The 21,653-nt window shown below is 70.8% G+C and carries 22 protein-coding genes; 7 read left to right on the top strand and 15 right to left on the bottom strand.

The window, feature by feature from the left end; translation table 11 throughout:
- Positions 1-9: 9 nt before the first annotated feature.
- Both ACTU3I_RS11455 and ACTU3I_RS11460 read right to left on the bottom strand, forming a co-directional pair.
- Entirely contained in the window at positions 10-249 is a 240-nt protein-coding gene (locus ACTU3I_RS11455) for a zf-HC2 domain-containing protein (protein ID WP_442925815.1), read from the bottom strand.
- Positions 250-260: 11 nt separating this feature from the next.
- A complete protein-coding gene (locus ACTU3I_RS11460) occupies positions 261-914 on the bottom strand; it encodes a sigma-70 family RNA polymerase sigma factor (protein WP_442925816.1) in 654 nt (217 codons plus the stop codon).
- A gap of 30 nt (positions 915-944) precedes the next feature.
- Between ACTU3I_RS11460 and aroA the strand changes: the two genes are divergently transcribed.
- From aroA to bcp, 3 genes are read left to right on the top strand one after another with little or no spacing between them, the layout of a single operon-like run.
- On the top strand, positions 945-2,279 hold the full coding sequence (gene aroA / locus ACTU3I_RS11465) for a 3-phosphoshikimate 1-carboxyvinyltransferase (RefSeq protein WP_442925817.1): 1,335 nt from the start codon (positions 945-947) through the stop codon (positions 2,277-2,279).
- Positions 2,280-2,292: 13 nt separating this feature from the next.
- Positions 2,293-3,357, top strand: coding sequence for a ribosome small subunit-dependent GTPase A (gene rsgA, locus ACTU3I_RS11470; RefSeq protein ID WP_442925818.1), 1,065 nt, complete (start codon positions 2,293-2,295; stop codon positions 3,355-3,357).
- The gene (gene bcp, locus ACTU3I_RS11475) at positions 3,354-3,827 is read left to right on the top strand and encodes a thioredoxin-dependent thiol peroxidase (RefSeq protein WP_442925819.1); all 474 of its coding nucleotides are present in this window, start codon (positions 3,354-3,356) and stop codon (positions 3,825-3,827) included. The genes rsgA and bcp overlap by 4 nt, the downstream gene beginning before the upstream one ends.
- A 6-nt stretch (positions 3,828-3,833) precedes the next feature.
- Here the strand turns inward: bcp and ACTU3I_RS11480 are convergent, their stop codons facing one another.
- Positions 3,834-4,211: a histidine kinase gene (locus tag ACTU3I_RS11480; RefSeq protein ID WP_442925820.1), complete on the bottom strand. Its 378-nt coding sequence runs from the start codon at positions 4,209-4,211 to the stop codon at positions 3,834-3,836.
- A 214-nt stretch (positions 4,212-4,425) separates the two neighbouring features.
- Here ACTU3I_RS11480 and ACTU3I_RS11485 point away from each other — a divergent pair, with 214 nt between their 5' ends.
- Positions 4,426-4,674: a WhiB family transcriptional regulator gene (locus ACTU3I_RS11485; RefSeq protein WP_019182239.1), complete on the top strand. Its 249-nt coding sequence runs from the start codon at positions 4,426-4,428 to the stop codon at positions 4,672-4,674.
- Between the two features lie 107 nt (positions 4,675-4,781).
- Here the strand turns inward: ACTU3I_RS11485 and ACTU3I_RS11490 are convergent, their stop codons facing one another.
- The 3 genes from ACTU3I_RS11490 to ACTU3I_RS11500 are packed head-to-tail and all read right to left on the bottom strand — an operon-like array spanning position 4,782 to position 8,185.
- Entirely contained in the window at positions 4,782-6,275 is a 1,494-nt protein-coding gene (locus ACTU3I_RS11490) for a sensor histidine kinase (RefSeq protein WP_442925821.1), read from the bottom strand.
- Between the two features lie 39 nt (positions 6,276-6,314).
- The gene (locus tag ACTU3I_RS11495; RefSeq protein WP_442925822.1) at positions 6,315-7,556 is read right to left on the bottom strand and encodes an AAA family ATPase; all 1,242 of its coding nucleotides are present in this window, start codon (positions 7,554-7,556) and stop codon (positions 6,315-6,317) included.
- Positions 7,553-8,185, bottom strand: coding sequence for an SAF domain-containing protein (locus ACTU3I_RS11500; protein WP_442925823.1), 633 nt, complete (start codon positions 8,183-8,185; stop codon positions 7,553-7,555). The genes ACTU3I_RS11495 and ACTU3I_RS11500 overlap by 4 nt, the downstream gene beginning before the upstream one ends.
- Positions 8,186-8,283: 98 nt before the next feature.
- Between ACTU3I_RS11500 and ACTU3I_RS11505 the strand changes: the two genes are divergently transcribed.
- Positions 8,284-8,565, top strand: coding sequence for a helix-turn-helix domain-containing protein (locus ACTU3I_RS11505; RefSeq protein WP_442925824.1), 282 nt, complete (start codon positions 8,284-8,286; stop codon positions 8,563-8,565).
- A gap of 2 nt (positions 8,566-8,567) precedes the next feature.
- On the opposite strand, the gene ACTU3I_RS11510 is transcribed toward ACTU3I_RS11505, so the two are convergent.
- Positions 8,568-9,179 (bottom strand): hypothetical protein, encoded by a 612-nt coding sequence (locus ACTU3I_RS11510; protein WP_442925825.1) that lies wholly within the window; start codon positions 9,177-9,179, stop codon positions 8,568-8,570.
- Positions 9,180-9,339: 160 nt separating this feature from the next.
- On the opposite strand from ACTU3I_RS11510, the gene ACTU3I_RS11515 reads away from it, so the two are divergent.
- Positions 9,340-9,780 (top strand): Rv3235 family protein, encoded by a 441-nt coding sequence (locus tag ACTU3I_RS11515; protein WP_442925826.1) that lies wholly within the window; start codon positions 9,340-9,342, stop codon positions 9,778-9,780.
- Positions 9,781-9,784: 4 nt separating this feature from the next.
- Here the strand turns inward: ACTU3I_RS11515 and ACTU3I_RS11520 are convergent, their stop codons facing one another.
- The 3 genes from ACTU3I_RS11520 to secA all read right to left on the bottom strand — a co-directional run bounded on the left by ACTU3I_RS11520 (position 9,785) and on the right by secA (position 14,326).
- Entirely contained in the window at positions 9,785-10,132 is a 348-nt protein-coding gene (locus ACTU3I_RS11520) for a hypothetical protein (protein ID WP_442925827.1), read from the bottom strand.
- Between the two features lie 73 nt (positions 10,133-10,205).
- Complete coding sequence (locus ACTU3I_RS11525) at positions 10,206-11,432, bottom strand: pyridoxal phosphate-dependent aminotransferase (protein ID WP_442925828.1); 1,227 nt, start codon at positions 11,430-11,432, stop codon at positions 10,206-10,208.
- Between the two features lie 74 nt (positions 11,433-11,506).
- Positions 11,507-14,326, bottom strand: a complete 2,820-nt coding sequence (gene secA, locus ACTU3I_RS11530; protein WP_442925829.1) for a preprotein translocase subunit SecA — start codon at positions 14,324-14,326, stop codon at positions 11,507-11,509.
- Between the two features lie 165 nt (positions 14,327-14,491).
- Between secA and ACTU3I_RS11535 the strand changes: the two genes are divergently transcribed.
- The gene (locus ACTU3I_RS11535; protein WP_442925830.1) at positions 14,492-15,802 is read left to right on the top strand and encodes a hypothetical protein; all 1,311 of its coding nucleotides are present in this window, start codon (positions 14,492-14,494) and stop codon (positions 15,800-15,802) included.
- 244 nt (positions 15,803-16,046) lie between these two features.
- Here ACTU3I_RS11535 and hpf read toward each other — a convergent pair whose 3' ends face one another.
- From hpf to mtrA, 5 genes are all read right to left on the bottom strand, one after another.
- Complete coding sequence (hpf, locus tag ACTU3I_RS11540; RefSeq protein WP_442925831.1) at positions 16,047-16,709, bottom strand: ribosome hibernation-promoting factor, HPF/YfiA family; 663 nt, start codon at positions 16,707-16,709, stop codon at positions 16,047-16,049.
- A 106-nt stretch (positions 16,710-16,815) separates the two neighbouring features.
- Positions 16,816-17,478 (bottom strand): ComF family protein, encoded by a 663-nt coding sequence (locus ACTU3I_RS11545; protein WP_442925832.1) that lies wholly within the window; start codon positions 17,476-17,478, stop codon positions 16,816-16,818.
- Between the two features lie 91 nt (positions 17,479-17,569).
- On the bottom strand, positions 17,570-19,237 hold the full coding sequence (locus ACTU3I_RS11550) for an LpqB family beta-propeller domain-containing protein (protein WP_442925833.1): 1,668 nt from the start codon (positions 19,235-19,237) through the stop codon (positions 17,570-17,572).
- Positions 19,234-20,907, bottom strand: coding sequence for an MtrAB system histidine kinase MtrB (gene mtrB / locus ACTU3I_RS11555; RefSeq protein ID WP_442925834.1), 1,674 nt, complete (start codon positions 20,905-20,907; stop codon positions 19,234-19,236). Before mtrB ends, ACTU3I_RS11550 begins: the two co-directional genes overlap by 4 nt.
- Before the next feature lie 10 nt (positions 20,908-20,917).
- Positions 20,918-21,598 carry an MtrAB system response regulator MtrA gene (gene mtrA / locus ACTU3I_RS11560; protein ID WP_442925835.1) on the bottom strand — a complete coding sequence of 227 codons (681 nt, stop codon included), beginning with the start codon at positions 21,596-21,598 and terminating at the stop codon, positions 20,918-20,920.
- Between the last annotated feature and the right edge of the window lie 55 nt (positions 21,599-21,653).

Raw genomic sequence — 21,653 nt, forward strand, 5'->3', positions numbered from 1 at the left:
GGTCGTGCGTCAGACGACCGGCTGGGCGCGCAGGCGCGCGATCACGAGGTCGCGCAGCTCCTCGGGCGCGCTCTCCTTGCACGCCCGCGCCACGACCTCCGTCAGCGTCCGGGCGAAGTGCGCCTCGTCGCGGCACCCCGGGCAGTGCGCCAGGTGCTCGGCGATCTCCTCATGCGAGGTCTTGCACACCTCGTTGCGCAGGTACTCCTCCAGGTCCCGTCGGGCCTGGTCGCAACCGCAGTCGCTCATGTCGTCTTCCTTCACTTCTGGGCGGGAGCCGCGGTGGCGATGCCGCGTTCCTGTGCGTATTCCGTCAGCAGCTCACGCAGCATCCGCCTGCCTCTATGCAGACGGGACATGACCGTGCCGATCGGCGTTTTCATGATGTCGGCGATCTCCTGGTAGGCGAAGCCCTCGACGTCGGCGAGGTACACCGCCAGCCGGAAATCCTCCGGGATCGACTGCAAGGCGTCTTTGACGACGGATGCGGGCATCCGATCGATCGCCTCTGCCTCGGCCGAGCGGGCGCTCGTCGCGGTCGTCGATTCCGCTCCCCCGAGTTGCCAGTCCTCGAGGTCGTCGATGGTGCCCTGATAGGGCTCACGCTGCTTCTTGCGGTACGTGTTGATGTAGGTGTTCGTGAGGATGCGGTACAACCACGCCTTGAGGTTCGTCCCCTGCGTGAACGTGCGCCACGATGCGAAAGCCTTGACGAAGGTCTCCTGCACGAGGTCGGCGGCATCGGCGGGATTGCGCGTCATACGCATCGCCGCCGCGTACAGCTGATCCATGAAGGGGAGAGCCTGCTCCTCGAACTGCGCGCGCGCGTCGACCACGGCATCGGCCTTGTCGTTCATCACGAGCCAGTCTACGTCCGGCGCCGACAGCACGACGGGGGCGGTGAGCACGGTCATCTTGGCCCTCCCTTCACTAGGGTGGAACCGATGACCCCCGACGGCTATTCCACGACCTTCCCGGACGCTGCGCCCCGCGGCGAATGGGAGGCGCCCGTGGCCGCCTCTGCGCTGCAGGCGACGATCACCGTGCCAGGGTCGAAGTCGCTCACCAACCGCGAGCTGATCCTCGCCGCGATCGCCGACGCGCCGAGCACCCTCCATGCGCCGCTGCACTCGGACGACTCCGCCCGAATGATCGACGCGTTGACGACTCTCGGAGTCGGCGTCGAGCGCGTCCCGGGCGATGCGGGGCAGAGCGAAGACCTGCGGATCACCCCCGTCTCCCCGTTTCGCGGCGATGTCGTCGTCGACTGCGGACAGGCCGGGACGGTCATGCGATTCGTCGCAGGGCTCGCGGGTCTCGCCTCCGGCGAGGTGACGCTCACGGCGCACGAGAGCGCGCTGCACCGGCCCATGGGCGTGCTCATCTCCGCGCTGCGAGAGATCGGTGTCGACATCGACGACGGCGGACGCTGGGCGCTGCCCTTCAGCGTCCGGGGCCACGGTCACGTGCGCGGCGGCGAAGTCGACATCGACGCCAGCGCGTCGAGCCAATTCGTCTCCGGCCTGCTGCTGGCCGCTCCCCGCTTCGACGTCGGGCTGCACCTGCGCCACGTCGGCGGCAGGCTGCCGAGCGTCCCGCACATCGACATGACCGTCGAGGCGCTCGGCCACCGGGGCATCCACGTCGAGCGCCCCCGCCCCGGCGAGTGGCTGGTGCCCGCCGGCCCGCTCCGCGGCAAGGACGTCGCCATCGAGCCGGATCTGTCCAACGCCGCTCCGTTCCTGGGCGCGGCGATGCTCGCCGGAGGGCACGTCACCGTCCCCGGCTGGCCACTGCACTCGACCCAGCCCGGTGCGCTGCTGTCGGAGATCCTCGCGGAGATGGGGGCGAAAGTGGTGCGCCGCTCCACGAACCTCACCGTGACCGCCGGTGAGCGGATCGAGGGCGTGGACCTCGATCTGTCGGCCGCCGGTGAGCTCGCGCCGACGCTCTTCGGCCTCGCCGCGTTCGCCGAGGCTCCCACCACCCTCTACGGCATCGGCCACATCCGCGGGCACGAGACCGATCGCATCGCCGCGCTCGTGGCGAACCTCCGCGCCCTGGGCGGTGAAGCGCACGAGATGCCCGACGGCATCCGCATCGTTCCCCGGCCGCTGACCGGAGGCGTCTGGAAAGCCCATCACGATCACCGGCTCGCGACGACGGGTGCGCTGATCGGCCTGCGGGTGCCCGGCGTGCGGGTCGACGACATCGGCACCACCGCCAAGACGCTCCCCCAGTTCGTCACGCTGTGGCAGCAGATGCTCGACGGACGCTGACGGGACAGAGCGCATGAGCTGGCTCGACGATCCCGACGACGACGAAGACGACGCCTACGACGAGAGCGACGTCCGGGTCCGCCCGAACCCGAAAGCCAACCGGCCCCGCACCAAGCGCCGCCCCGCCCACGCCGACGCCGTCATCGCCCGCGTCCTGGGCGTGGACCGCGGCCGGTACGCGGTGCTCGTCGACGAGGACGGACCGGATGAGCGACGCATCACCGCGACGCGGGCGCGCGAGCTGCGCAAGCAGGCCATCGTCAACGGCGACCGCGCACGCGTGGTCGGAGACACGTCGGGAGGCGAGGGCACGCTGGCCCGCATCGTCGGCATCGAGGAGCGCACATCGCTCCTGCGCCGTAGTGCCGACGACACCGACCAGGTCGAGCGCGTGATCGTCGCCAACGCCGACCAGATGCTCGTGGTCGTCGCCGCCGCCGACCCCGAGCCGCGCGCCCGGTTGGTCGACCGCTACCTCGTCGCGGCGCTGGACGCCCGCATCCGCCCGCTGCTCGTGGTGACCAAGACCGACCTCGCCGACCCCGCCCCCTTCCTCGCCCATTTCGAGGGACTCGATCTGCAGGTGTTCACCAGCTCCCGAGGCGACATGCCGCTGGAGCGGATCGGCGCCGCGCTCGTCGGCCACGCCACGGTGTTCGTCGGGCACTCGGGAGTCGGCAAGTCCACGCTCGTCAACGCGCTCACGGGCGCGGAACGCGCCACCGGGCACGTCAACGAGGTCACCGGTCGCGGCCGGCACACATCCTCGTCGACGGTGTCGTTCCGCTACCGCGGTCCGGACGGGTCGGGCTGGGTCATCGACACCCCCGGGGTGCGCTCGTTCGGGCTCGGGCACGTCGACCCCGCGAACATCCTCGGCGCATTCACCGACCTCGCCGAGGTCGCCGAGGACTGCCCGCGCGGCTGCACGCACCTCCCCGATGCTCCGGACTGCGCCATCATCCAGGCCGTCGCCGCGGGGCGGCTCGGTCCCGGGGGCGCCGCGCGACTGGACTCCCTGCAGCGCCTGCTCGCGACGTTCGCCGACCCGGCCGCTCACCGTAGGGTGGAAGGGTGAGCACCCTATCCGCCGGCGACGCCGCGCCCGATTTCACCCTGCTGGACCAGGACGAGCACCCCGTCTCGCTGCACGACTTCCGGGGCCGACGGGTGATCCTGTACTTCTACCCGGCCGCGATGACTCCCGGGTGCACGACGCAGGCCTGCGACTTCCGCGACAGCCTCGCCTCCCTCCAGGGCGCCGGATACACCGTGCTCGGGGTGTCCCGCGACCTCCCCGCCAAGCTGCGCGAGTTCCGCGAGCGGGACGGGCTGGTTTTCCCGCTCCTGAGCGACCCCGATCACGCCGTGCACGACGCCTATGGCGCCTGGGGTGAGAAGCAGAACTACGGCAAGACGATCCAGGGGGTCCTGCGCTCGACGTTCGTGCTCGACGAGGAGGGACGCGTGGAGCACGCGCTCTACAACGTCAAGGCCACCGGGCACGTCGCGCGCCTGCGGAAGACCCTCGGGGTCGACGCGGCCTGAGAAGAATCAGGATGCGCCGCGCCGGCGCCCCGCGTCTCGCGCCGCCAGCAGCAGCAGCGTGCCGCCGATGAGGGCAGGCAGAGCGATGAGTCCCGCTGCGGCGAGGTTGGGCGGGTCGCCCGTCAGCGCGCCGATCGCGACGGCGAGGATGAGCGCCTGCACGACGATGCCGCCGGAGCGACCCCAGGACTGTTCGCGCGCGGTCCCCCACGCGAAGCCCGCGACGGCAGCTGCGCCGACGAGTGTGAGAACCGCGAGCGCCACCGCACTGGAAAGGGACGCCACATCGCCGGTGACGATGGCGCCGATCTGGCCGACCAGCAGCACGATCACTCCGAGGGCTTCGAGCCCGAGAACCAGCGCCGCCGCGGTGCGCATGCGCATCCCGACTCCTTCCCTTCCGGGCAGCGGGAGCGATTAACCGGCCGGAAACATGCCCGTTACCTCTTGATCGCCGTCCGGGTACGTGGGACGATGGATCAAGCCGTGTGCTCCCACAGCGACGTGGGGCGAGTCATTCGACTCGCATCTCCCACCAGAGTATCGGACGCCCGATCCGGGCTCTGACCGCACGTACCCCGTTTCAAGGAGCACCACCATGGATTGGCGCGACAAAGCCGCCTGCCTGACCGTCGACCCCGAGTTGTTCTTCCCCGTGGGGAACACCGGGCCCGCCGTCGACCAGATCGAGAAGGCGAAGTCGGTCTGCGCCCGGTGCACCGTCACCGAGATCTGCCTGCAGTACGCCCTGGAGTCCGGTCAGGACTCGGGCGTGTGGGGCGGCTTGTCCGAAGACGAGCGCCGCGCCCTCAAGCGCCGCGCCGCGCGCGCCCGCCGCGCTTCTTGAGTCGGACTGGATCAATGCCGCGCGGCGACGTTGATGCGGTCGCGACTCAACGCTGAGCGAGGAGCGCCGCAGGCGCCCCGAGACGAAGCGCCAGCATCCGCATACGCTCAGCCCACCTCGCGTTCGATATAGCGCATCGGGATCTCGATCGTGACCTCGGTGCCGCTTCCCACCAGCGTGTGCCAGTCGATCGTGCCGCCGAGTTCCCCCTGGATGAGGGTGCGGACGATCTGCGTTCCGAGCCCGCGCCCCACCTGACCTTCCGGAAGCCCCACTCCGGTGTCGCGGACCCGCACCTCGAGGGTCTCCTCCGTGCGTTCGGCGGCGATCTCGACGTCGCCTTCCTGGCCTGCCAGGCCGTGCTCGACGGCGTTGGTGACCAGCTCGGTGAGGGCGAGCGCGAGCGGCGTCGCGTACTCGCTCGGGAGCGTCCCGAACTCCCCCGTCGAGCGGGTCTTCGCTCGCGTGTTGGGGGCGGCCGCGACCTCGGCGACGAGCTTCAGCACGCGCGCGAACACATCGTCGAAGTCGACGCTCTGGGTGAGCCCCTCCGACAGCGTGTCGTGGACCACCGCGATGGCCGACACGCGCCGCATCGCCTGCGTCAGTGCGTCGCGCGCCTCGTCCGAGTGCGTGCGCCGCGCCTGGATGCGCAGCAGCGAGGCGACCGTCTGCAGGTTGTTCTTGACGCGGTGGTGGATCTCCCGGATGGTGGCGTCCTTGGTGATGAGCTCCTGCTCCTGGTGGCGGATCTCGGTGACATCGCGGCAGAGCACGATCGCGCCGATGCGTGTGCCCCGATCGCGGAGCGGAATCGTCCGCAATGACACCTGCACACCGCGCGACTCGATGTCTGCGCGCCAGGGCGCGCGGCCCGACACGACGACGGGGAGAGACTCGTCCACCTGGCGGGTCATGGGGAGGATGCGCGTGACGACCTCCACGAGCGACTCCCCCTCGAGCTCGTCGTCGAACCCCATGCGGTTGAACGCCGAGAGCGCGTTGGGACTGGCGAACGTCGTCACGCCGTCCACGTCGAGGCGGATCAGTCCGTCGGAGGCGCGGGGGGCCCCGCGCCGAGGAGCGGTCGGGGCGGAGAGGTCGGGGAACTCCGCCGAGGCGATCATGCCGAACAGATCGTCGGCGCAGTCGTTGAACGTGATCTGCTGCCGTGAGGGGGTGCGGGTCTCTCCGAGGTTGGTGTGCCGGGTGATCACGCCGACCGTGATGGCGGGCGCCCCTGACGCACTCAGCTCGCGAACGATCGGCACCGCCCGCACGCGCGTCGGGGTCTCCTCGAACCAGTCGGGCGACGCCGAGTCGACGATGCGTCCGGTCTGGAAGGCCTCCTGCACCTGGGTGCGCCACTGCGGGCGGACGCGGTCGCTGACGATGTCGCGGTAGAACAGCGTCGCCGCACCGCTCGGACGCGTGTGCGCGACCGCCACGAAGGAGTCGTCGAGCGTGGGTACCCACAGCACGATGTCGGCGAACGCCAGGTCGGCCAGCAGCTGCCCGTCGCCGGCCAGACGGTGAAGCCACTCGACATCGGCGGCGGTGGAGCGGCCCTGGGCATAGACGAGATCGCTGAGGGTGGACACCCCTCCAGCCTAAGCGGCGGGAGGGTCGGCACCGCGTGCTCAGGCGCTGCGCGGCACGCGCACGGCGAGCGCGCGGCGCCGGCGAGGCCGCTCACGGGACGCCGCCGGCGGCGCCGGCTCGACCGCCTCGCCGACGACCCGCCGCACCGCCGAGGCCAGCGGGGAACGCGGCGAAAGGTCACCGATGGGGCGCGCGGCCAGCAGCGCCGCATCCGCCGATCGCGGATCCAGTGGCACGAACCACGCCTCCTCGATCTCCGCGAATCGCTCGAGCGTGCGTCGCACCTGACCGCGCGCGTCGATGCCCACGGTGCCGGCCCGAAGGCGATTGACCACCGTCACCACGGGTGTCGTGCCGACGGTGGCGCGCAGTTCGGCGTGGGCGCGGACGAAGCGGGACACACCCACGGGGTCGGCGGCGCACACCGCGACGACGAGGTCGGCCGATCGCAGCGCAGCGAGAGTCGCGGCGTTGCGTCGCGGACCGTCGAGGTCGCTCACGATCTCCTCGTCCCGCTCGAGGGAGGCGGCGACGTCCACGATCGTGGTCCCGGTCCAGCTGCGGGCGGCCTCGAGGACAGCGGCCACCCGGCCGTCGGACAGCTCGGGCCAGCGACCGGGCCGGTTGATCCCCGTCAGCACCTCCACCGTGCCACCGCTCGTGCGCAGCGGCACGCTGATGCGTTCGAGCTCGGCCGCGTCCAGACCGCCGAGCTCCGCTTGGCGACAGGCCGCCGCGAAGCCCGGCCCCTCGTCCGCGAGTCCGAGGGCCAGTGCCACGGAGGGAGCGTGCGCGTCGGCGTCGATGAGAGCGACACGCCGGCCACCGCGACACAGCTCCGCGGCCAGCTCGATCGCCAGGGTCGAGCGACCCGGGGCGCCGTGCGGACCCCACACCACGACGACCCGCCCGGCAGGGGCGGGGTGCTCCCGGGCGGGACGGCCGGCCGGGGCCCGGAGACTCTCGGCGAGCACCCAGCCCTCGACATCGAGCGGGAGGGGCGTGCTGAGGCCGTACCGCGCGGCGAGGCGACGGCCGGCCTCGTCCGCGCACAGCGGCGCGATGCGGATGCCGCGAGCGTCGCACTCCGCGACAAGGCGCGCGGTGGGATGGCCGGCCCCGGTCTCGAGGATCAGCACGTCGATGTCGTCGGCCAGGGCCGGTCCCGACGAGAGCTCCTCGGGGGACAGCACCGACCGCACCTCCACTCCCTCGTCGATCAGCTCGACACCGAGGGCGCGAGCCCGCGGGCCCCCGACCGCGACGACGACGCGCGTCACGACGCCGCCCCCGAGACGGGGACGACGGACAGAGCGGATCCGTCGGCGACGGCGGCGAGCGCGGCGGCCACATCGGCGCGGGGAATGACGAGTTCGAGCCCGGCCCCGGCGCTTCCGATCACCTCCTCCTCGCGCGCCACGCTCACGACGGTGGCGTCGGCGACGAGGATGCGCGGCTCGGCGAAAGTCCTCTGGTCCTCCGCCGGCGGCGCGAACCACAGCTCGACGCGGGAGCCGGCGGCGACGGCGGCGGGCACGTCGACGGCGGTGTCGATGACGATCGTGGTCACTCGCGCGTCATCGGCAGTGCCGAGTGCGCCGCTCGGGACGAGCTCGCCCTCCTGGATGGTGCGGATCGCGACCGCGCCCTCGGGGAGCGTGTCAGGGGCGAGATACGCCCCCTCCGAAGCCCCCAGGGCCACCTCGACGGGTCGCAGGTCTCCGGCGCCGATCACCTCACCCGGGACGATGGTGCGGGCGGCAGCGAGCACCGGGGCGGTCTGACGGGCGGCGGTGACGACCAGCCACACTCCCGCGATGGATGCCGCGATCAGCACGAGTCCGAGGACGAAACGCGTGTCGCCCCAGAACGGGCGGGCTCTCGCGCGGGGCGAGTCGACGGCGGCCATGCGGATATGGTGCTCCGTCACGGCCGAGGGCGTCGCCGTTTATCCACAGCGGCGGTGCGGCGCGGGGGCAGTCGGAAGGTGCCGGTCATAATGGGCACATGCCCGACCGTCCCCCGAACGGCGCTCGCCTGCTCGCCCCGTCGCAGGTGGCCGAGCTGCTGGCTGTGACCGTCGACGAGGTCGTCGATCTCGTGCACGAGGGCAGGCTGCGCGGAATGCGCGTGGGAAGCCCCGCGCGCTGGCGTGTCGAGGAGGACAGCGTCGAGGCGTACCTGGAGGATCAGGCCGAGGAGGCGCGCCGAATGGCTCTGTGGCGGCAGTCCAACGCCGCCAGCTTCCCCGAGCTGTGGGGCCGAGGGCGCGCACCGACGGGCGAGTGACCTCACGCCGGACGCGCAAGTCCCGCGTCGGCGGCGATCCACCCGATCGCCGTGAAGGGGACGAGCCGGTATCCCTGCACGTCGCCCGCCCGGCGGACGGCGCCCGGCTCGTGCAGGGCGAGATCGAGATGGTCGACGCCGGCGCGGTCGATCGTCCCGCTGAGCACTCGGGAGTCCAGGCCCTGCACACGGACGCCGACGCGGCGGCGCACGAGATCGCGAACGACGAATCCGAACGTGGCCCGGCGCGCGAGCGGTGAAGCGGCCGCCGCATCCGGGCGTGCCGATCGCAGCATGTCGGCGTGAGGCAGTGAGATCCCCGCGATGGCGCTGAACGGCACGAGCGCGGCACCCGAGCGCGATCCCCAGGGAGACGCGAGCAGCCAGTCGGTGCCGAGCCCGACGACGGGCGCGGTGAGCGTGGACCCGCCGTGCACCTCGATCCCCACCGCGGTCGGGTCGCCGTCGGCGGCGATGAGCGCTGCCAGGCGGTCGTGCAGGGTGACCCGCGAGAGGCGGAGCCGCTCGGCCTCGGTGTCGAGGGCCGCGCGCTCGGCCTCCCACTCCGACGCGAGCTGGTCCTCGATGTCTTCGAAGAAGCGGTCCCATCGCATGACGCGACGCTAGAGCACAGCCGGCTGCCGCACGTGAGAGTTTCCACATATACCTGCGAACACTGTTCCGTGCTGCGACGCTGTGCTCTACTGACTGGCGAGAATCCCCCCCGATTTTCGCCACATCCACTGTCAGTGATCCTGTCGAGATTGGCACGCCATGGCATCGATGCCCGCAGGTTCGGCCCGCGCATACCCGCTGACGGCGCGCGCCGTCGACGTGGATGAGTTCTTCGCCCCGCAGCGGACCCCCACCGCCGCCCTCCCCGACCCCGAGCCTCTCGTGCGCAACCTCACGCGCGGCGTGCTGGAGGTCCTGGCCGGCGTCCGCGAGATCGAGCAGCTCGCGCGCTGGCTCACGGAGGACGCCTACCGCGGGCTCCTGACCCGGGCGAATCTCGCCACGCGCGCGCGCAGCGCCCGGGGGGTGGCCGCGAGCCGCCCCGTCCACGCCATCACCTCGGTGCGCTCGTGCGTCCCGGCCGACGGCGTGTTCGAAGCGGTCGTCGTCGTGGCGACGCCGACGCGGACGCGGGCGGTCGCGCTGCGGCTGGAGGGCATGGACCGCCGGTGGCGGGCGACCTCGCTCGCGCTGCTCTGACCGGTCAGCTCCCGTCGATCAGCTCGAGGAGCGAACGCAGCGCGTCTCGGATCTCGTCGTGGTCGTACTGACCGGCGCGGCTCTCACCCGAGATCACCCCGGAGCGGTGCACCTTCGAGAAGTCCCCGAAGGGGAAGGAGTACGCACCCTTGGTCTCCCTGTTCGCGCTGTGATCGACGCCGAGATGCCAATGGGAGTATGCCGTCCACCCCTCCTTGTCGAGGAACGCGTTCTCGTCCGCGGCCGACGGAGCCGCCTCCGACCAGTCGTCGCGTTCGTCCTTCACGACCTTGCCGTCGCGGATCAGGGCGCGGGCGTGACGGAGCGCGGGTTGGTTCAGTTCGATCGCCATGCCGGCGACGATAATTCTCGGCTGACCGCCCGGGCGAGGGCTTGACTCCTGCGGCGGCACGGGCCGCCACAGCCTACGGCCGGTAGGACGCGAGGAAGTTGCCCAGTCGCTCGATGGCGTCGGTGAGCACCCGCGCCTCGGGGAGCGTCACGATGCGCAGGTGGTCGGGTGCGGGCCAGTTGAATCCGGTGCCCTGCACGAGCAGGACGTGCTCGGCGACGAGGAAGTCGTAGACGAACTGCGCGTCGTCACGGATCTCGTAGACCTCCGGATCGAGGCGGGGGAACGCGTAGAGCGCGCCCTCCGGTTTGACACAGCTGACACCGGGGATCGACTCGAGCGTCTGCCACGCCGCGTCGCGCTGCTCGTGTAGGCGTCCGGACGGCGCGATGAGGGCGTCGATGGATTGCACCCCCGACAGGGCCGCCTGAACGGCGTACTGCGCCGGGACGTTGGGGCACAGCCGCGTGGAGGCCAGGAGCGTGATGCCCTCGATGAATCCGCGCGCGTGCTCCTTCGGCCCGGTGATGACGAGCCATCCGGAGCGGTATCCGGCCACGCGATAGGTCTTGGAGAGTCCGTTGAAGGTGAGGCACAGAAGATCGGGCGCCACGGTGGCGAGCGGGATGTGCTGGGCCTCGTCGAAGAGGATGCGGTCGTAGATCTCGTCGGCCAGAAGGAGCAGGGAGTGCTCGCGGGCGACCTCGGCGATCCCCTCCAGCACCTGCCGGGAGTACACCGCGCCGGTCGGGTTGTTGGGGTTGATCACGACGATGGCCTTCGTGCGCGGGGTGACCTTGGAGCGGATGTCCTCGAGGTCGGGCTGCCACCCGTTCTGCTCGTCGCAGCGATAGTGCACCGGCGTTCCGCCGCCGAGGCTCGTCATCGCGGTCCAGAGCGGATAGTCCGGCGCGGGGATGAGGACCTCGTCGCCTTCATCGAGGAGCGCCTGCATCGTCATCGTGATGAGCTCGGAGACGCCGTTACCGAGGTACACGTCATCCGGGTCGAAGGCGGGGAAGCCCGGCACCTCCTCGTACCGCGACACGACGGCGCGACGGGCCGACATGATGCCGCGGCTGTCGCTGTACCCGTGCGCATGCGGGACGGCCTCGATCATGTCTCGCACGATCTGGAAGGGCGCTTCGAAACCGAACACCGCGGGGTTGCCGGTGTTGAGCTTGAGGATCGTGTGCCCCTCGGCCTCGAGGCGGTCTGCCTCCACCAGGGCCTGCCCTCGGATCTCGTAGAGGACGTCCTTCAGCTTGGACGACTGATCGAGGGGGCGAAGCGGGCTCATCGGATCAGAATATCGCCGCTGGACGCACCGGCCGGCCGCACCGGGGCAGGCCAATCCCGCCCCGGTGGCGTCGACTACTTCTTCTTGTCGGCCGCGCGCCGCTGGGCGCGGTTCAGGGCGGGAGCCTGCGCCGCCCCGTCGCCCACCCGCTGTCCGAACGCCCCCCGCGGCGCCTCGGGCTCGGGAGCCGGAGTCGGCGCGGCCGGGGTGGCGGCGGCTGCCGCGGCGGCCTGGCGCAGGCGGTTCGTCGCCGCCTGCTGCACCTGTCCGCGGTCGTTGCGCACCTCGACCTCGCCGGCATCGTTCGCGGCGGAGTACTCCAGACGCTGCGCTTCGGACGGGCCGACGGCGAGCCCCTTGGCGGCGACCTCGGCGGTCTGCTCCCCCTCGACCCGGCGCACCTCGACCTCGAGGTTGAAGAGGTAGCCGACCGATTCCTCCTTGATCTGCCCCATCATCGCCTGGAACATCTGGTACCCCTCGCGCTGGTACTCGATGAGCGGGTCGCGCTGTGCCATCGCGCGCAGGCCGATGCCGTCCTTCAGGTAGTCCATCTCGTAGAGGTGGTCGCGCCAGCGACGGTCCAGCACCTGCAGCACCACGCGGCGTTCGAGCTCGCGCACCGCCTGCTCACCCAGCTGCTCCTCGCGCTTGGCGTACGCGATACGGGCGTCGGAGAGGATCTCCCGCTTGAGGCCGTCCGCGGTGATGCGCCCCTTCGTGCCGGCATCCGCGACGACCTCGTCGATCGTCACTCCGACCGGGTAGAGCGTCTTGAGCTCGGTCCACAGCGCGTCGAAGTCCCAGCTCTCGGTGTGCCCGCTGCCGGTGTGGTCGTCGATGACGGCCGAGATGGCGTCCTCGATGAAGTGCTGGACGCGGTCGGCGATGTCATCGCCCTGCAGGATGTGGCGACGGTCGGCGTAGATCGCCTCACGCTGGCGGTTGAGGACGTCATCGTATTTCAGGACGTTCTTGCGCAGCTCGGCGTTGCGGGCCTCGACCTGGGTCTGCGCGCTCTTGATGGCACGGGACACCATCCCGGACTCGATGGCGACGTCGTCCGGGAAGTTCGCGCGGGACAGGATCGCCTCGGCGGCGCCGGACTGGAACAGGCGCATGAGGTCGTCGGTGAGAGACAGGTAGAACCGGCTCTCACCGGGGTCGCCCTGACGCCCGGAGCGGCCGCGCAGCTGGTTGTCGATGCGGCGCGACTCGTGGCGCTCGGTGCCGAGCACGTAGAGGCCGCCCGCGTCGACCACCTTCGTCGCCTCCTGGGCGACGGTGTCGCGCACGGCGGTGTACACCGTCTCCCACTCGGCCTCGTACGCATCCGGCGTCTCCACCGGGTCGAGCCCCTTGCCCTTCATGTCCTGCACCGCGAGGAACTCGGCGTTGCCGCCGAGCATGATGTCGGTGCCGCGCCCGGCCATGTTCGTCGCGACGGTGACGGCGCCCAGGCGCCCGGCACGTGCGACGATCTCCGCCTCTCGCGCGTGGTTCTTGGCGTTGAGCACCTCGTGCTTGACGCCCTTCTTGGCCAGCAGGCGCGAGAGGTACTCGCTCTTCTCGACGCTCGTGGTGCCGACGAGGACGGGCTGGCCGGACGCGTGGCGCTCCGCGATGTCTTCGACGACCTGGGCGAACTTGGCCGTCTCGTTCTTGTAGACCAGATCGGACTGGTCCTTGCGGATCATGGGCTTGTTCGTCGGGATCGGCACGACGCCGAGCTTGTAGGTCGACATGAACTCCGCCGCCTCGGTCTCGGCGGTGCCGGTCATGCCGGCGAGCTTGTCGTACAGGCGGAAGTAGTTCTGGAGGGTGACCGTCGCCAGCGTCTGGTTCTCGGCCTTCACCGGGACGTTCTCCTTGGCCTCGATGGCCTGATGGATGCCCTCGTTGTACCGGCGGCCGACCAGGATGCGGCCGGTGTGCTCATCGACGATCATCACCTCGTCGTTCATCACGACGTAGTCGGTGTCGCGTTTGAACAGCGCGAGTGCCTTGATGGAGTTGTTGAGGAACGAGATCAGCGGGGTGTTGGCGGACTCGTACAGGTTGTCGATGCCGAGGTAGTCCTCGACCTTCTCGATACCGGGCTCGAGCACGCCGATGGTGCGCTTCTTCTCGTCGACTTCGTAATCGACTCCGGCTTCGAGCGTGCGGGCGATCTTGGCGAACTCGGCGAACCAGCGGTTGGCCTCGCCGGACGAGGGGCCGGAGATGATCAGCGGCGTCCGCGCCTCGTCGATGAGGATCGAGTCGACCTCGTCCACGATCGCGAAGAAGTGGCCGCGCTGGACGAGGTCCTCCTTGCGCCATGCCATGTTGTCGCGGAGGTAGTCGAAGCCGAACTCGTTGTTCGTGCCGTACGTGATGTCGCAGTTGTACTGCTCGCGCCGCACATCCGGGGTCTGCCCCGACACGATGACACCGGTCGTCATGCCGAGGGCGCGGTAGACCCGACCCATCAGTTCTGCCTGATATCCCGCGAGGAAGTCGTTGACGGTGACGACGTGCACGCCCTCACCGGCGATGGCGTTGAGGTACACCGGCAGCGCCGCGGTGAGCGTCTTGCCCTCACCGGTCTTCATCTCCGCGATGTTGCCGAGGTGGAGGGCGGCGCCGCCCATGACCTGCACGTCGTAGGGCCGCTGGTCGAGGGTGCGCTTGGCGGCCTCGCGCACCGCCGCGAACGCCTCGGGCATGAGGCGGTCCAGGGTCTCCCCCGCCTCGTAGCGAGCGCGCAGCTCGGCGGTCTCACCGCGAAGCTCCTCGTCGGTGAGGTGCTCGTAGTCCTCCTCGAGCGCAGCGACGGCCTTGACGACCTGCTGCAGCCGGCGGAGGATGCGCCCCTCTCCGGCGCGGAGCAGTTTCTCGAGAGGATTGGCCACGAAGGATCTCCATCTGTCGGGTTCGGCGCCGCGGCGCCTGCCTGCACGCAGGCATACCGTGCCATGTTATCCGTTCGTGACCTCAGAAAGCCCTGCGAAAGCCTCTGGGGAAGCGGTCAGCGAACAGGCGGCATCCGGACTCCGCCCGACTCGTAGGATCGAGGCATGGCCGGATTCTGGGGCAAACGCAAGCGCGAAGAGCAAGATGCGGCCGACGCTGATCTCGCCCGTCGAGCGGAACTCGCGCTCGTGGCCGCTGACGAGCGCATCCGTCTCACCTCCGACGAGTTGGATTTCGCCGTCGCCGAGCTCGGCACCGGCCCCACGGCGGACCTGAAGTCGGCGCTGACGGCCGTGCGGACGCACATGAGCGAGGCCTTCTCGCTACACCAGCTCAATCACGACCACATCCCCGACACTCCCGAAGAGTTGCGCACCCGCAACGCGCGGATCATCCAGCTCTGCGAGTGGGCCGAAGACCTGCTCGAGGAGCGCACGATCGCCCTGCAGCCGGCGATCGAGAGGATCCGACGCGCGCCCGAGATCCTCGCGCGGGTGCGTTCCGACCGCGAGCGCCTGGAGACACGCGTCCCGCCCGCTCGGGAGGCACTGCTGCGCCTATCCCGCCGCTACAGTGCGGCCGCTCTGGCCCAGATCGCGGGCAATCCCGATGAAGCCGACCAGCTGCTGGACTTCGCCGTGCACACCGCCGATGTCTCCGAACGACGTCGGGAGGCCGGGCAGCGCGAGCAGGCCGGGGTGGCGCTGGAGGCGGCCACCGAAGCCGTGCGGCGCGCGGAGTCGCTTCTGGATGCGGTCGACGCGTTCGAGATCGAAGCGCTGCGGGCTGAGTCGACGCTGGCCGCCGTCATCGAGGACTCCCGCGGAGACCTCGTCGATGCGCGCTCAGGGCCGCAGACTCCCGCCGTTCGCACCGCGATGGCGGAGCTCGAGGCCGCACTGGCGGCGCTTCCCGCCTCCGCAGTGAAGGACGACCCGTTCGGCGCCCTGTCGCGGCTGCGCGTCGCCAACGCGGCGCTCGACACCGCGCGCGAGAAGGCGGCGCACCCGGCTCCCTCTGAGGCTCACGTGCGCCACACCGTCGACGATGCCGATCGCCAGATCGCTGTTGCCCGGAGCCTCATCGCCGGGCACCGCGGCTGGATCGGTGCCGACGCGCGCACCCGGTTCGCCGAGGCGGAGCGGCTGCGCGCGGAGATTCCGATCGGCCCGATCCCCGAGGACGACCGCGAGCAGGTTCAGGCGGTCGCGCGGCGCGCGAGCGCCCTCGCAAGCGAGGCGCTGCAGCTCGCGCAGCGCGACATCGACTCGTCGCGCCCCGATGAATGGGACGACGGCGGATGGGGCGGCCGCGGCCGCGGGCGTGGCATGGGCATGGGCGGCGGAGGCATGGGCGGCGGCATCCTGGGGGGCCTCGTGATCGGTTCGCTCCTCGGCGACATCTTCGACGGCTGACGCCTCCGCGCATCTGTCGAACTCATCCGCCCCGCGCCACACCCCCGTGCACGAACTCAGGCAGATCCGGCGCCCGCAGCCCCGACACGCCGCCATCCGGGCCCACCCACACCACACAGCCTGAATACGTGCGCCACTGAACACTGCACCTCGCCGCGACGCACGAATCCGTGCGCGTGGGAGGCGGGCCGCGAAGACGAGGACCCCCGCTTCGGCGGGGGTCCTCGTCTGTCGAGCCGGGATGCTACGACGCGACCTGCTCGGCCGGCTGGGCCTGGGTCACGAGCGAGATCACGCCGTAGTCCCAGCCCTTACGGCGGTAGACGACGCTCGGGTGGTCGGTGCGCGCGTCGATGAAGAGGAAGAAGTCGTGGCCCACCAGCTCCATGCGGTCCACGGCGTCCTCGACCGTCATCCACTCCGCGTCGAACTGCTTGGTGCGGATGACCACGGGGGTGTAGATCTCGTCATCCTCGTCCCCTGACACCACGGGGACCTCACCGGTGGCGACAGCGCGCAGCACGTCGACAGACGCGGGCTGCACATCGATGCCGGCGAGCTCTCCGCTCCCCTTCTCGAACTTCGCCCCCCGCGGATGGTTCCGATTGTCCACCCGCTTGTCTTTGGCTCGGCGTAACTGCTCGGCCATCTTGTCCACGGCCAGGTCGAGGGCAGCGAACTTGTCACCGTCGGTGGCTTCGGCCCGCACCACGGGCCCCTTGTTGGCCAGGGTCAACTCGACCGTGTCGTCTTCCATGCGGCCGTTGCGGTGAACCCGATGGGTCACCTTCACCTCGAGACCCTGCGCGCGCGGGCAGAGGTGTTCGATGCGAGCGGCCTTCTCTTCGACGACACTGCGAAAGCGATCGGTGATCCCGACTCCCACGCCGACGATGTTGGTGTCCATCCGTTACCTCCTTGTTCCGGGTCCGCCCTGTTCCGGGTTTCACGGTGCCAAGAACGGACTTCCGTCGCCTTGTGTCCCCCCACGCTAGCCCGGACCCCCCAGACTGTCACGCGGCAATCCGGGGGGTTGCGCCGAGACCCGGAATCCTCTTGGCCGTGGCGGCGACCGTGACCGCGCCGACCACCGTGGCTCCGTCGGCGCGGAGGGCTCGCGCCGCCTCTCGCAGCGTGGCGCCCGTGGTGACGACGTCGTCGACGAGAAGGATGCGGGCGCCCGCGGCTCCTCGCGCCCGCATGCTGTCCACCGTATTCGCGGCGCGCGCGTCGCGACCGAGGGCGCGCTGATCGGCGGTGCGGCGGACGGTCCGCAGCATCCGGTCGGGCCGCCATCCCGCCCGTCGGGCGAGCAGTTCGGCGACGCGGAACCCCCGGCGCCGCAGGGCGGCGGAGGACGTGGGCACCGCGACGACGATCAGCGACCCGGCGTCGAACCCGAGCGCGGCCGCCGTCAGTGCCGGCGCGAGGGCGCGGGCCAAGGACGTGCGTCCCTCCTGCTTGAGCGTGCGGATCACCCGCGCCGGGACGCCGTCGAACGACAGGCCGCTGCGCACTTCCAGCCCGTCGACCGTCTGCAGGCTGGGCGTCGGCGCCAGGCCGAGCCGGCAGGGCGGGCACAGCGACACGTCGGATGCTCCGCATCCGGCGCACTCCACCGGCAGGACGAAGGCCAGGGCCGACGCGCAGGCCGAGCGGACGGTCTCGAGGTCCATGGCTTCAGGATCGGCGCTCCGGGGCGGCGCCGACGACTCCCCGCATCGGTCGGGGGACAACCCGTCCGCACCCGCCGTGGTGCAGGAGGGGTCAGAGCATGCCCTGCTGACCGGCCAGCACCCGCACCTGATCGGTGATCGGAGCCCAGTTCGGACCCTGCCGGACGTAGACGGTGCCGTCGGCGGCGTGAAGCCGTGCGCTGGAGTTCCCGCCGACGAGCGACGTCACGCCGGCGGGCACGTCGGTGTCGACACCGGGGCCGCCCACCGCCTGCTCCCGGAGGGACACCTCCCCGGCCACATCCGTCAGCACCCCGAGCGTCGTGTCGTCGAGCCAGGCCAGGTCGATCGCGTCGCCGGTCAGCGAGGCGAGGACGCGCGTCTCTCCCAGCGCGAAGGCCGTGTCATCTTCGGCCCGGCGGATGCCTGCGACCCACACCTCGGTGTGACCGCCGACGGTGACCGCCGCGGCCATGCGCGCGCCATCCCGGGAGACGCGCATCGCGGAGACCTCGACGGCCGACGCCCACGCCCCGGTGACGGCGATCGGCTGTCCGTCGATGGGGCTCGCGCGTACCGCACCCGGCGAGGTACCGGGCACGCTCCACACCGTCCCCGACGGGTCGATCGTCGGATCGATGAGCCCTGGGCGTTCGTCCAGCGTCGCAAGGGCCCGGTTCGCCGCCGCGCGCAGCACGACGCCGGCCGAGGTCTTGACCGCCGCGACGTCGAGGGACGGGCCGGCCTCGACGGCGAGCGCGTCCACCGACTCGATCGCCTCGGAGAGGTCGGGCACCCCCTCGATCTCGTCGCCGTCGAGAAAACCGAACCTGCCGTCGGCGAGCTCGACGAGCGACTGCGACTCGACGCGCGTGGAGCGGACCGCGGCGGGCCTGGCGTCCAGCGGCGTCCCTCCCACCGTCATCCGCACGTTCGCGATGCCGGCGTCGCGCAAAGACGCCTCCAGTTGCGCCTGCATCCGGTCGAGCACCGCCTGACCGAGCGACAACGCTGCGCTGTCGAGCTCCACTTCGGCGACGCCGTTCGTGACGGGAACCGCGGCGGCGTCGAACGTGACCTCGTCGGGGAACGCCGTGAACACCGCCCCCTGCAACCACGGACTGGGTGCGCCCTCGATCAGGCCGGCGGCGACGTAGGTGGCGATGTTGCTGCTCGGATACCAGCGCACGTCCGGGACGAGGAACTGCCACGACGGGTCGAAGAACACCAGGGACACAGCCCGGAACACGCTGTCGAACTCCTCCTCGAACAGCACGATCCCGTCGGGCGCGGCGGCGATACGCCACTGTCCGCCCTCTTCGACGAGCGAGAAGCTGAGGGTCACCGTAGCGCCCCCCTGGGGGGCGTAGGCGCCCTCGCCGTCCACGAGCCCCGTCGGCGCGATCTGCACGGTGCTCACGCCGTCCACCGGCACCGTCGGCGACGAGCGGTCGGCCAGCCGGTCGATCGTCACGCTCGCGCGCGGATCCCACCGCCGCGCGAAATCGGCGGTGAGGAACTCCCGCGCGATCCTCCAGCCGTCCTGCGGGCCCGATCCGGCGCGGATGAAGCCGCTGACGATGTCCTCCGGGGAGGAACCCGGCTGCGGACCGTTCGGGATGAAACGGATGTCGGGGTCGCTTCCCGCCTCGACGGGCGAGAGCCCCGGATACACCGCCCCCGAAGTCGGAAGGCCCGTGCAGGCGGCCAGAAGAAGGGCGAGCACCGCCGCGGCGACGGCGGCCGCCGCGCGCCTCACGACGCCCCCCGTGACACGTCGATCGGCTGCGTGAGACCCAGCGCGTCGAACGTGCCCACGTCGTCGCTCGCGTCGAGCGGAATGGGAGAGCTCTCCACCGCCTGGCCGCTGCGGCGCGGCAGGGTCAGCACGAAATGCGATCCTCTGCCGAGCTCCGACCAGACTTCGAGGCGCCCGCCGTGCAGGCGCGCGTCGCCGAGCGCGATCGACAGTCCCAGGCCGGTGCCGCCGATCGTGCGGGTGCGCGACGGATCGGCCCGCCAGAACCGGTCGAAGACGTGCTCGACCTCTTCTGCGCGCATCCCCATGCCGTAATCGCGCACCCCGAGCGCCACGGCGTTCTGGTCGCTGTCGACCGTGACGACGATGGGTCGACCTTCGCCGTGCTCGATGGCGTTGCCGAGCAGATTGCGGACGATGCGGCGGATGCGGCGAGCATCCATCTCCACGAGGGAATGACCGCCCGGCGCGACCAGTCGCACGGACGAGCCGTGCTGCTCGGCGAGCTGATGCATGGACTCGATGACGTCCTCGGCGAGGTGGGCGAGGCTCGTCGGCTCGCGTTCGAGCTGCACCGAGCCGGCGTCGTACCGGCTGATCTCAAGCAGATCGGTCAGGAGCGTCTCGAAGCGCTGCACCTGCGCGTGCATGAGCTCCGCGGCGCGGGCCGTGACAGGGTCGAACGCCTCGCGCTGGTCGTTGAGCATGTCGGCGGCGAGCCGGATGGTCGTCAGCGGCGTGCGGAGCTCGTGCGACACATCCGACACGAAGCGCTGCTGCACGAGCGAGAGATCGGCCAGCTCCTTGATCTGCGACTCGATGCTGTCGGCCATCGCGTTGAACGACCGGCCGAGCACGGCGAGCTCGTCGTCGCCGCGGACCGGCAGCCGTACGCCCAGATCGCCGGATGCCAGCTGCGCGCTGGTCTCCGCGGCCTCGCCGATGGGCACCGTCACCGAGCGCAGCACGAACCACGTGATGCCGCCGATGAGGGCGACCAGTGCGAGACCGACCGTCCACAGCGTCGCCTGGACGAACGTGAGCGTCTGCGCGGCTCCGGAGAAGTCGTACGCGAGGTAGAGCTCGTAGGGTCCGACGCCGCGCACCTCGAGCTGCTGCCCGACCACGACCCCGGGCACCACCGCGCCGTCACCGCCTCGCAGCGCTGCCGACTGCCACCACTGCGTCTCGGCGTTCGAGCGCACCAGCTCGCGAAGCTCGGGGGTGACGAAGGCGCGATCGAAGCCGCCGGAGTCGATGTTCTGGGGCGCGATGGGCGACACGTCCGTGTCGATGCGGAAGGTCGCGAACGAGTCGGCGGCCGACTGCTGAGCGAGGGTCGTCAGGACGTTGCGCATGAGGTTCTGCACGGTGACGGGATCGTCGCTGGCGACGGCGGCGTCGAGGCGCTCCTGTGCGGCGACGGTCGCCTGCCGGGCGCCGATCTGCACCTGGCGCAGCCGCGACTGGAAGAGGTCGTTCTGGATGGCGATCGCCATCCAGACGCACGCGACCAGGATCGTCAGCGCGGTCAGGCCCAGGGTGACGAGGATCGTCCGGAACCGCAGCGATCGCCGCCACAGGGCGGCGATCCGGCCGGGCCACGACCGCCAGCCCTGCACGACGGTGGGAACGGCGCGGCGCGCCGGAGCCCCCGCCTGTGCGGTCATCTCCGCCCGCTCACGACACCGCTCCCGCCCGGTAGCCGACGCCGCGAACTGTCGTGACGATGCGCGGGTTGTCGGGGTCGGCCTCGACCTTGGCCCGCAGCCGCTGGACGTGCACGTTCACCAGGCGCGTGTCGGCCTTGTAGTGGTAGCCCCACACCTGCTCGAGCAGCATCTCGCGGGAGAACACCTGCTGCGGCTTGGAGGCGAGGGCCACGAGAAGCTCGAACTCCAGCGGCGTCAGCGCGATGACGGCTTCGCCGCGCCGCACCTCATGCGCGGCGACGTCGACCACCAGGTCGCCGATCCGCAACGTCTCGCCTCCGGCCGGCGACGAGGGACGCAGCCGCGTGCGGATGCGGGCGACGAGTTCCTTCGGGTTGAACGGCTTGACGATGTAGTCGTCGGCTCCCGACTCGAGACCCTTCACCACGTCGGCGGTGTCGGTGCGCGCCGTCAGCATGATGATCGGGACGCCGGACTCCGCACGCACCCGCGTGCACACCTCGATGCCGTCCATGCCGGGGAGCATCAGGTCGAGCAGGATCAGGTCGGGGCGCTCGCGCCGCCAGGCGTCCACGGCCTCGCTGCCGTCGGAGCAGAAGGCCGTGTCGAATCCCTCCGTGCGCAGCACGATGCCGATCATCTCGGCGAGTGCGGTGTCGTCGTCGACCACCAGGATCCGTGAAGTCATGTGCGCGTATGTCCTTACGTCCGGCCCGGTGCGCGGCGGGCACACGCAGCAACCG

The sequence above is a fragment of the Microbacterium sp. RD1 genome (assembly GCF_052220165.1).
Classification (GTDB): domain Bacteria; phylum Actinomycetota; class Actinomycetes; order Actinomycetales; family Microbacteriaceae; genus Microbacterium.

Coding starts and splice junctions, on each gene's coding strand:
- ACTU3I_RS11455 (WP_442925815.1), bottom strand. CDS start 249: ATGAGCGACTGCGGTTGCGACCAGGCCCGACGGGACCTGGAGGAGTAC.
- ACTU3I_RS11460 (WP_442925816.1), bottom strand. CDS start 914: ATGACCGTGCTCACCGCCCCCGTCGTGCTGTCGGCGCCGGACGTAGAC.
- aroA (WP_442925817.1), top strand. CDS start 945: ATGACCCCCGACGGCTATTCCACGACCTTCCCGGACGCTGCGCCCCGC.
- rsgA (WP_442925818.1), top strand. CDS start 2,293: ATGAGCTGGCTCGACGATCCCGACGACGACGAAGACGACGCCTACGAC.
- ACTU3I_RS11480 (WP_442925820.1), bottom strand. CDS start 4,211: ATGCGCATGCGCACCGCGGCGGCGCTGGTTCTCGGGCTCGAAGCCCTC.
- ACTU3I_RS11485 (WP_019182239.1), top strand. CDS start 4,426: ATGGATTGGCGCGACAAAGCCGCCTGCCTGACCGTCGACCCCGAGTTG.
- ACTU3I_RS11500 (WP_442925823.1), bottom strand. CDS start 8,185: ATGGCCGCCGTCGACTCGCCCCGCGCGAGAGCCCGCCCGTTCTGGGGC.
- ACTU3I_RS11505 (WP_442925824.1), top strand. CDS start 8,284: ATGCCCGACCGTCCCCCGAACGGCGCTCGCCTGCTCGCCCCGTCGCAG.
- ACTU3I_RS11510 (WP_442925825.1), bottom strand. CDS start 9,179: ATGCGATGGGACCGCTTCTTCGAAGACATCGAGGACCAGCTCGCGTCG.
- ACTU3I_RS11515 (WP_442925826.1), top strand. CDS start 9,340: ATGGCATCGATGCCCGCAGGTTCGGCCCGCGCATACCCGCTGACGGCG.
- ACTU3I_RS11520 (WP_442925827.1), bottom strand. CDS start 10,132: ATGGCGATCGAACTGAACCAACCCGCGCTCCGTCACGCCCGCGCCCTG.
- ACTU3I_RS11525 (WP_442925828.1), bottom strand. CDS start 11,432: ATGAGCCCGCTTCGCCCCCTCGATCAGTCGTCCAAGCTGAAGGACGTC.
- ACTU3I_RS11535 (WP_442925830.1), top strand. CDS start 14,492: ATGGCCGGATTCTGGGGCAAACGCAAGCGCGAAGAGCAAGATGCGGCC.
- hpf (WP_442925831.1), bottom strand. CDS start 16,709: ATGGACACCAACATCGTCGGCGTGGGAGTCGGGATCACCGATCGCTTT.
- ACTU3I_RS11545 (WP_442925832.1), bottom strand. CDS start 17,478: ATGGACCTCGAGACCGTCCGCTCGGCCTGCGCGTCGGCCCTGGCCTTC.
- mtrB (WP_442925834.1), bottom strand. CDS start 20,907: ATGACCGCACAGGCGGGGGCTCCGGCGCGCCGCGCCGTTCCCACCGTC.
- mtrA (WP_442925835.1), bottom strand. CDS start 21,598: ATGACTTCACGGATCCTGGTGGTCGACGACGACACCGCACTCGCCGAG.